At 67.2% G+C, this 7,784-nt stretch carries 3 protein-coding genes; 2 read left to right on the top strand and 1 reads right to left on the bottom strand.

Going from position 1 to position 7,784, the window contains the following annotated elements:
- The first annotated feature begins 46 nt into the window (after positions 1-46).
- On the top strand, positions 47-4,336 hold the full coding sequence (locus tag CAK78_RS06255) for a non-ribosomal peptide synthetase (RefSeq protein ID WP_094696721.1): 4,290 nt from the start codon (positions 47-49) through the stop codon (positions 4,334-4,336).
- A 66-nt stretch (positions 4,337-4,402) separates the two neighbouring features.
- The gene (gene basC, locus CAK78_RS06250; protein WP_094696720.1) at positions 4,403-5,701 is read left to right on the top strand and encodes a putative histamine N-monooxygenase; all 1,299 of its coding nucleotides are present in this window, start codon (positions 4,403-4,405) and stop codon (positions 5,699-5,701) included.
- Positions 5,702-5,737: 36 nt separating this feature from the next.
- Here the strand turns inward: basC and CAK78_RS06245 are convergent.
- Positions 5,738-7,784: condensation domain-containing protein (locus tag CAK78_RS06245; protein ID WP_369597516.1), on the bottom strand; the 2,047-nt coding region annotated here is incomplete at its 5' end.

Genomic DNA, 7,784 nt, shown 5'->3' with positions numbered 1-7,784 from the left:
ATATATAAACAACGAAACACGACAAGTTGTCAACGCCATGAATGAGATGAAAGAACTGACCGCGATGCAGGCGGCTTGCTGGATGGGACGCAGCGCTCATGCCCATCTGGGGGGCGTCAGTGCCCACCTCTATGCCGAGTTTGACGGCCCGGCCCTCGATCTGGTGTGCCTGCACGGTGCGCTGGAACGTCTCTATCAGGCGCATCCCATGCTGCGCCTGACCGTCACCCGGGACGGCGCCCAAACGCTGGGGGAGCCTGCCCCGGCCGTGCTGGAGATAGATGATTTCCGCTCCCTGAGCGGCCAGCCACTGGCCGATGCCCTGGCCCGCAAGCGGCAGGAGTGGACCCACCAGCAACTCGATCTGAGCCGGGGTCAGGCGGCCCGCTTCTCCGTCACCCGGCTGGCAAACCAGCGCCAGCGGCTGCACATCGACACCGACATGATGGCCGTCGATCCCTCCAGCGTGCGGATCCTGCTCGCCGACCTGGCCCGGTGGTACGAAGAGCCGGAGTGGACGCCACCGCCATCCCCCTCGTTTTTTGCCTGGCACGAGGCGGTGCAGACGCGCCTGCGCGCGCGCCGGGAACAGGATCGGCAGTGGTGGCGACAACAGCTGCCAGCGTTGGCGCCGGCGCCCATCCTGCCGAGCGCTCCGCAACAGACGCCCCCCTCCAGCGAGCGTCTCAGCGCCACCCTGGACGCCGCCACCTGCCAGGCCCTCACCACCCTGGCACGGCAGCGGCGCCTGACCCTCTCCAGCCTGATGCTGGGCCTCTTCGCCCACGCCCTGGGCAAGGCCACCGGCGACAGGCGTTTTCGCCTCAACGTTCCCTTCTTCTGGCGCGAGCCCGTGCTCGGCAACGAGCAGCGGATCGTCGGCGAGTTCGCCAATCTCACCCTGGTAGACGTGGACCTTGATCAGGCAGGCACGCTGGATGCGCTGTGCCGGCAACTGGCGGCCCAATGGCACCAGCGCCTCGGCCACAGCGCCTATTCCGGCGTGGCGGTGATGCGCGACCTCTCCCGCCACCACGGCTCGGCCCAGCTGGCCCCCATCGTCTTCACCGCCGCCCTGGATCTGGAAGGGGGCTCGCTGTTTGACGAACGGGTACACAGGGTCTTCGGCGCCATGAACTGGGTCATCTCCCAGGGCCCCCAGGTGGCGCTGGATGCCCAGCTGGTGCGCCTGCGCGGCGAACTGCTCATCAACTGGGACGTCCGCCTCGATGCCCTGCCGCGTCCCTGGATCACCGCCCTCTTCGACGATCTGGTGGCACAGTTGCGCCAGCTGGCGCGGGATCCCGCCCTGCTCGACACCCAGCTGCACCGCCGCCGCGAGGCCCCCCTGACGCCGCTGCAGCAGGCCTACCTGCTCGGGCGCACCACCCAGTTTCCGCTCGGGGGCGTGGCCATGCAGGAGTACCGGGAGTACCGCGGCAAGATGGAGCCGGCGCTGCTGCGCGCCCGCCTGCGGGAGATGGTGCAGCGCCACGATGCGCTGCGTACCCGCATCGATGCCGACCGCCTGGTACAGGTCGTCGATGACGAGGCGCGCCTCAATCTGCACGAACAGGATCTGCGTCAGCTGACCGAAGAGGAGGTGGCTTCCAGGCTCGCTCGCCACCGGGAGGCATACAGCCATGCCCTGTTCCACCTGACGCACTCCCCCTGGGATCTGACCCTGCTGCACCTGCCGGGAGACGAGCTGGTCGCCTTCGTGCGCATCGATGCCCTGATCCTGGATGGACACGCCATCGCCACCCTGATGCGCGAGCTGTTCGAAGGGATAGTGGCCCCCGCGCTGCCCTCCCCGCCCGCTCACGAGCCCACGGCGGCGCAGCGGGAGCAGGCCGGGGACTACTGGCGGCGCAAGCTGGCCAGGCTGGAGGGGCCACCGCGCCTGCCCTGGACCCAGCCGCTCGAAGGTCTGCGCCGTGCCCGCTACGCACGCCTGCGGCAACGCATACCTGCCGGGCAGGCGGCCGCGCTCTACAAGCTGGGTGCCCGCCAGCACCTGTTCAAGAACACCACCCTGGTGGCCGTCATCCTAGAGGTGCTCTCCCGCTGGCGCGACGAGGGGGATCTCTGCGTGGCCGTGCCGGTGGCACCGCCTCCCGGCGGACCGTTGACCAACCGTTCCAGCTTTATCGCCCTCACCTGGCAGCCCGCGGAGGGCACCCTGCTGGAGCGGGCCCACATCCTGCAGCAGGACGTCATGGAGGGGCTGGATCGGCTCGCGTTCTCCGGGGTCGATATCGCCCGCCAGCTGGTGGAGACCCATGGCGGCGGGCCCGCCCTGCCCGTGGTCATCACCAACGGACTGGCCTGGCCGGTGGCCGCGCCAGAGAGCCCCATGCAGTGGCAAGGGGGGCTGACCCAGACACCCCAGGTCGCCATGGACATCCGCATCAGCCAGCAGGCCGACGGTACCCTGGCACTCGACATCGACTACGCCAGCGAGGCTCTGGAGGCCGCGCTGGTGAGCGATCTGCTCGCTGCCATGGCGCGTGCCGTGGCCCGGCTGGCGGAGGGAAAGGCATTTCACCTCCCGGATCTGGTCACCCCCACCCATGCCCGTCACAACAGCCTGCCGGACGCCGCCCGCCACACCGACTTCCTGCAGCGCATCGCCGATCGCCTGTTCCATCCGCAGCACGAGACTGTGGCCCTGATCCAGGGGGAGCGGCGGCTCAGCTACCGGGAGCTCGGTCACGGCGTGGGGCGCGTGATGCATGCCCTGAGCGAGGCCGGCATCAAGGCCGGGCAGGTCGTCGCCATCTGCCTGCCGCGCAGCCCAGAACACACAATGGTGACCCTGGCCTGCGCCCTCAGCGGCATCATCTGGGTGCCCATCGATGCCGCCTCGCCAGCCGAACGCCGCCGCTATCTGCTCGACAACTGCTGCCCCGACCTGGTGGTGGCAGAGCCAGGCGCAGAGACGGGCCACCCCACGCTGACCCCGGCCACCCTGCTGGCCGGCTCCGACGCCCCCCTCGGCACGCCCTGGGCGGGGCGCAGTGCCCACACCACGCCGGCCTACTACCTCTATACCTCAGGCACCACGGGGCGCCCCAAGTGCGTAGTGCTGAGCAACCAGGCCACCGCCAACGTGATCGGCAGCACCCTGAAGCGCTGGGGCATCACAGAGCTGGACAAGTTTCTCTCCGTCACCCCGCTGCACCACGACATGTCGGTCTTCGACGTGTTTGGCTGCCTGACCGCCGGCGCCACCCTGGTGCTGCCGGAGCCCGGCGCCGACAAGGATGCGGTGCATTGGGGCCGGCTCATCGCGCTGCACGGCGTCACCCTCTGGTGTTCGGTGCCGGCCATGCTGGAGATGCTGCTCGCCTGCCACCCGGTCGACACGCTGCAGAGTCTGCGGCTCGTCGCCCAGGGAGGGGATTACATCAAGCCGGGCATCATAGAGCGCCTGCGAACCGGCTTGCCTGCCACCCGCCTCTTCTCCCTCGGTGGGCCGACCGAAACCACCATCTGGAGCATCTGGCACGAGATAAGCGCCGACGATCGGCAGCGCATACCCTACGGCACACCGCTGCCGGGCAATGCCTACTGGCTGCTGGACGAGCGCGGTGAACACTGCCCGCTCGGGGTGGCGGGCCGCATCCATACCAGCGGCGTCAACCTGGCCCTCGGCTACCTAGAACAGGGGCAGCTTGTCCAGACCGACTTCGTCACCCTCACCGATGACAGGGGCCAGCAGGTGCGTGCGTTTCGCACCGGCGACCGGGGCCGCTACCGCCGCGACGGCACCCTGCTGTTCGATAGCCGGGTCAACGGTTACATCAAGGTGCGCGGGGTGCGTGTCTCGCTGCCCGACGTCGAGAGTGCCCTCATCACCCATCCGGCCCTCGCCCAGGTGCTGGTGGTGGAGTACGGCGACGAGCGACAGGGGGAGCTGGGGATCGGGCTGCTCTACGTCTGCGCCACCGGCCACCGGCTGGACCCGGCCGCCCTGCGCGAGTTTGCCCGCGCGCAGTTGCCGGCCTCCCATGTGCCGACCCGCGCCCTGGCCGTCGAGCAGTTGCCCCTCACCGCCAACGGCAAGCCGGACAAGCCCGCCGCACGCACCCTGCTGGCGCAACCCGCCCCCCGTCACGGGGTACTCGACATCTATCTGGAGGTGCTGGGCGCGGCGCCGGGCAGTGCCGACAGCCGGCAGCCCTTTACCGCGCTGGGGTTGCGGCCCCAGCACCTGAAGACCATTTCGGCCCGGCTGCGCGAACGCTTCGCCGTGGAGCTGTCACCGGGCCAGCTGCTGGCCTGCCGCACGGTGGCCGACGTCGAGGGGCTGCTGGCCAGCGTGCGCACCTGATCCTGCGCCCCGGCATGGCCGGGGCGCATCACCTTTCCTTTGGGAGTGTTTATGGAGACCACACACGTGGATATCGCCGGGGTCGGCATCGGCCCCTTCAACCTGGGGCTGGCAGCCCTGCTGGACCGGCATCCCGAGCTGAGCGGAGTGTTTCTGGATCGCAAACCGGCCTTCAGCTGGCACCAGGGGCTCCTGCTGTCGGGCACCACGCTGCAGGTGCCCTTCCTGGCCGACCTGGTCACCCTGGCCGACCCGACCCATCCGCTGAGCTACCTAAACTATCTGCACCGGCACGACCGGCTCTACCCCTTCTACTACTACGACCACTTCCAGATCCCGCGCCGCGAGTATGACCACTACTGCCGCTGGGCCGCCGGGCAGCTCCCCAGCTGCCGCTTTGGCGAAGAGGTGGTGGCGGTCCATTATGATGCGGGCAAGGAGCGCTTCTGCCTCGAGAGCCGCGACGCCGACGGCAGGCCCCGTCACTACCAGAGCCGTGATCTGGCCATCGGCACCCGTCCGGCCCTGCCAGCCTGGGCGCAGGGGATCGAACACCCGAATCTGCTGCACTCCGCCGACTTCCTGCACGCCAGGGAGCGCCTGGCCGCCTGCCGCCGGGTGACAGTGGTAGGCTCCGGGCAGAGTGCGGCCGAGTGCGTGCTGGCCCTGTTCCAGACGCTCACGCCGGAGCGGGTGGCCGCCGGGGCGGCCATCCAGTGGATCACCCGGGCCCCCGGCTTCCACCCCATGGAGTACTCCAAGCTGGGGCAGGAGTGCTTCACCCCCGGCTACATGGATTATTTCCAGCGCATCCCGCGGGAGAAACGGCGCGCCATCGTGGCCGGACAGGGGATGCTCTACAAGGGGATCAGCTTCGCGACCATAGGCGCCCTGTTCGACCTGATCTACGAGCGATCCATCGGCGGCCAGACACCCGGGCTGACCCTCTTCTCCAGCTGCAATCTGGAGGCGGCCGAAGTCCTGAGCGACGGCGCCCTGCGTCTGACCTGCCACCACACCCAGCTCGATCAGCGTTGTACCCTCGAGGCCGATGCCGTGGTGGCCGCCACCGGCTATGCCCACGCCTGGCCCGCCTGGTTCGAACAATTGAAGGGTGAGGTACTGGCCGTGGACGAACAGGGGGACTGCATAGTGCAGGAGGACTTCACCGCCCGCCGCGCCGATCGGGGCACGGGCCGGGTCTTCATCCACAACGCCGACATCTTCCAGCAGGGGGTAGGCTCGCCGGATCTGGGGCTCGGGCCCAACCGCAATGCTCGCATCCTCAATCAGCTGCTGGGCCGCGCCCACTACCACCTGCCCGCCCGCACCACCTTCCAGCACTACGGTCTGCCGACCGACTGAGCCAAACAGTGAGCCCCCTTGCGGGGGCTCACGCCATCACACCTGTGGGACCAGGGCCGCGAGCGGGCTGGCAGTCCCCTCCCGCACCAGCTGTTCGAGCAACCGGTCAAGCAGGGCACAGAGAGTCTGTATCTGGGCCGGGCTGTAGCGACCGTCCCGGTAGGTGATGACCAGCCGCAGCCGCCGCTCATCGTCCAGCACATCCTCCATGATCTCGAACTGCAGGCCGAACATGGTTTCGGTCTTGTCCGCATCGATCTGGCGGTAGCGCAGCCCCTCGCCCGCCGGGGTCGGCAGACGGCCGTTGAGGGCGTTGCTGGCGTGGATCTGGATGTAGACGTCGAACAGCAAGCCGTCGGCCGGCGTCATGCCCAATCCCTGCTGGATCTGTTCGAGCGGCACGTCCGCGTAGCAGAGTGAGTCGTTGATGGTGCGGGTCACCTGGCGCAGCAGATCGCCAAACCGGGTGGTCGGGGCAAACGACACCCGATGCGCCACCATGGTAGTGAAATAGCCCACCGAGTCGAAGAAGGCCGGATCGGTGCGCCCCGAGGTCGAGGTGCCGATCAGGATCTCCTCGGCCTGACCGAGCTGGTGCAAGGCGAGGGCGATGGCCGTGTACATCAGGGTAAAGAGGGAGGCATCGTGGGCGCGGGCCAGCTCATAGAGCCGGGCCAGCGTGCCCTCGGCCGGCTGCCACTCGTGCCAGCGGGCGGCCCATGCCTCACCCTGCAGGGGCATCACCGGCAAGGGAGGACGGCGGGAAGCCGGCACGGCGCCGTGCAGCAGACGGGTCCAGTAGGCCAGGTGCGTCTCGTTGATCCCATCCGCCGCCTGCCGGCGAGCAAAATCGTGAAACGCCGGTGCCGGCGCATCCCAGCGGGGGGCAGACCCGGCGGCGCGAGCCAGGTAAGCCTGGGCCAGCTCCCCCATCATCAGGTTGATGGACCACTCGTCCACCACCATGTGGTGCACCAACAAGGAGAGCTGCTGGCGCCCCGTGGCCGGATCGCGCAGGAAACGGATCCGCAGCGGCAGCTCCCGGGTCAGGTCGAAGCGATGGGCCGCGGCGTCGGCCAAGGTCATCCCCTGCGACTCGGCACTGCCCCAGAACCAGCGATAGCCGGCCAGCTGATCGACCGGGAGAATACGTTGCCGCACCTCGCCATCCTGCGTCATGAACAGGGTCCGCAAACTGGCGTGGCGCTCGATAATATCGGCAAAGGCGTGAGCAAACAGGGACTCGTCCACCTCGTCAATAAAATCGAGGGCAAAGGGAAGATTAAAAATGGTGCCAAAGTCGTGGGCTTCATAAGCCCGCCACAGAGAGGCCTGCGCCAGGGCGAGCGGAGCCGGTGCCCTGTTATTTGCCGGGACGGCGTTCGGCAATGAAGCCTGCTCTGATATCACGGCCTTGCGTGCCAGGGCAGCCGCCGTCGGCGATTCGAAAAAGTCGTTGAAGCGGCACTCGATACCGTGCTCGCTCAGTAATTTCCCGATAATTCTGGTCGCCAGCAGGGAGTGACCACCATTATCAAAAAAGTCATCATCCGGCCCCATATCGGGCGATGACAAGGCACGGCGAAATTCCTCAAGAATAATCCGTGAAATATTCCCGCCAACATCATGAGCAGGGGCACAAGAGGCTGGTGCGGCAATGCATGCCGGGGATGATAGCAGCAGCGGCGTTTGCCCGGCCTGACCCGTGGCCAACCGATCGTAGTGCTGCTTCAGCGCCGCCATCAAGGTCTGTGGCGAGCCCTGTTCCGCAAGCACAGGATGCAGCACCAGCGCCAGTGTCACACTACGTTCTGCGTTGATAATCAATGCCTTAAAAGGCGGTTGGCGGGCACTGTCCCAGGGGGCCTGCTGCACTCGCCGTACCAGCTCATCCACCTCGTCAGCCGCCAGACGATAAAACTCCAGACAGGGATACCAGCCATTTATCTGATATTTAAATAGATCGCCATCGGCACTGAAAAAATAACGGGCATTGAGTTCCGGCTGCTCCTTTATTAATAACTCAACACTCAATATCAACAGCGAAATATCAATATCGTCAGGGAGCGGCCAACACATCACC

Origin of the sequence: Aeromonas sp. A35_P, assembly GCF_002259925.1 — a bacterium.
Taxonomy (GTDB): Bacteria; Pseudomonadota; Gammaproteobacteria; order Enterobacterales; family Aeromonadaceae; genus Aeromonas; species Aeromonas dhakensis.
This window is presented reverse-complemented; position numbering and strand designations above follow the sequence as displayed.